This is a genomic window from Achromobacter sp. RW408, from assembly GCF_003184165.1.
Taxonomy (GTDB): domain Bacteria; phylum Pseudomonadota; class Gammaproteobacteria; order Burkholderiales; family Burkholderiaceae_B; genus Achromobacter; species Achromobacter xylosoxidans.
This window is the reverse complement of the sequence record NZ_QHHO01000049.1, coordinates 1,076,981-1,078,125: the sequence shown is the minus strand read 5'-3', so window position 1 is coordinate 1,078,125 and position 1,145 is coordinate 1,076,981. Positions and strand designations below refer to the sequence as shown.

Genomic DNA, 1,145 nt, shown 5'->3' with positions numbered 1-1,145 from the left:
GTCTGGGGGACGGGCATGGGGGGTGTCTCCTTCGTGTTGATGCGGTGTCGTCGGTTCGATGCCGTTCTGTACAGGGTCGACCGTAGCGCGGCCCGGGCCGTTCGTCGATATGCCGGTCCGACCCATGGTCGCCTATCGGCGCAGCGGAGCGCCATCGCTGCGGACAGGCGTAAGATAGGCGCAGCTTATACACGTACAAGTGCCTCTCTTATCCTGGTATGAACACTTCCCCCCAAGCCGGCGCCGCCGGCCACGAAGGCTCCCGCCTGCGCCGCCAGGCGCTGGGCGAGTTCGTGCGCAGCGCCCGCTCGCGCATCACGCCGCAGATGGCCGGCCTGCCCGAAGGCATGCGTCGCCGCACGCCCGGGCTGAGGCGCGAAGAGGTGGCGCAGCTGTGCGGCATCAGCGTCACCTGGTACACCTGGATCGAGCAGGGGCGCGAGGTGTCGGTATCGCCGTCGGTCTGGTCGCGCATCGCGGGGGTGCTGCAGCTGGCGCGGGCCGAGCGAGCCTATCTGTTCGACCTGGCCGACTGTGCCGACCCGCAGCATGCGCGCGATGACGCGCTGGGGGCGCCGGGTTCGCTGCGCGAGTGCGTGGACGCCATCACCGCGCCGGCCTACGTGCTGGACCGGGCCTGGAACGTGCTGGCCTGTAATGAACCGCTGCGCGAGCTGTTCGACGATTGGCCGACCCGGGATCCGGAGCCGAACCTGCTGCGCTACATCTTTCTCGATCCGGCGGCGCGCGAACTGGTGGTGGACTGGGAGCAGCGCGCGCGGCGCGTGGTGGCTGAGTTCCGGGCCGACGCGGGCGCGCATCTGGACGAGCCGGCGGTGCTGGCGCTGATCGATGCCCTGAACCGGCAGAGTCCCGTGTTCGCGCATTGGTGGAACCGGCACGCGGTGGTCGAGCGCGAGGGCGGCTTGCGTGAATTCGCGCATCCGCGGCGGGGGCGGATGGCGTTCCAGCAGATCACCTTTCGCCTGGCGACGCACCTGGACCTGAAGCTGGTGATGCTGCTGGGGGATGCGTGACGAGTGGGTTCTTGAGGCGCGAGTGACGGGGCAGGCGGTTGTTGGGGCGGGCCGTGTGCTTGGCGTTCTTGCCAGCAATCTTTGAGGCGGAAAGGGTTTGCGGGGTCG

At 69.1% G+C, this 1,145-nt stretch carries 1 protein-coding gene; it reads left to right on the top strand.

Going from position 1 to position 1,145, the window contains the following annotated elements:
• Nucleotides 1–218 precede the first annotated feature (218 nt).
• Entirely contained in the window at nucleotides 219–1,037 is an 819-nt protein-coding gene (locus DK459_RS24425; RefSeq protein WP_020925358.1) for a helix-turn-helix transcriptional regulator, read from the top strand.
• Nucleotides 1,038–1,145: the final 108 nt, after the last annotated feature.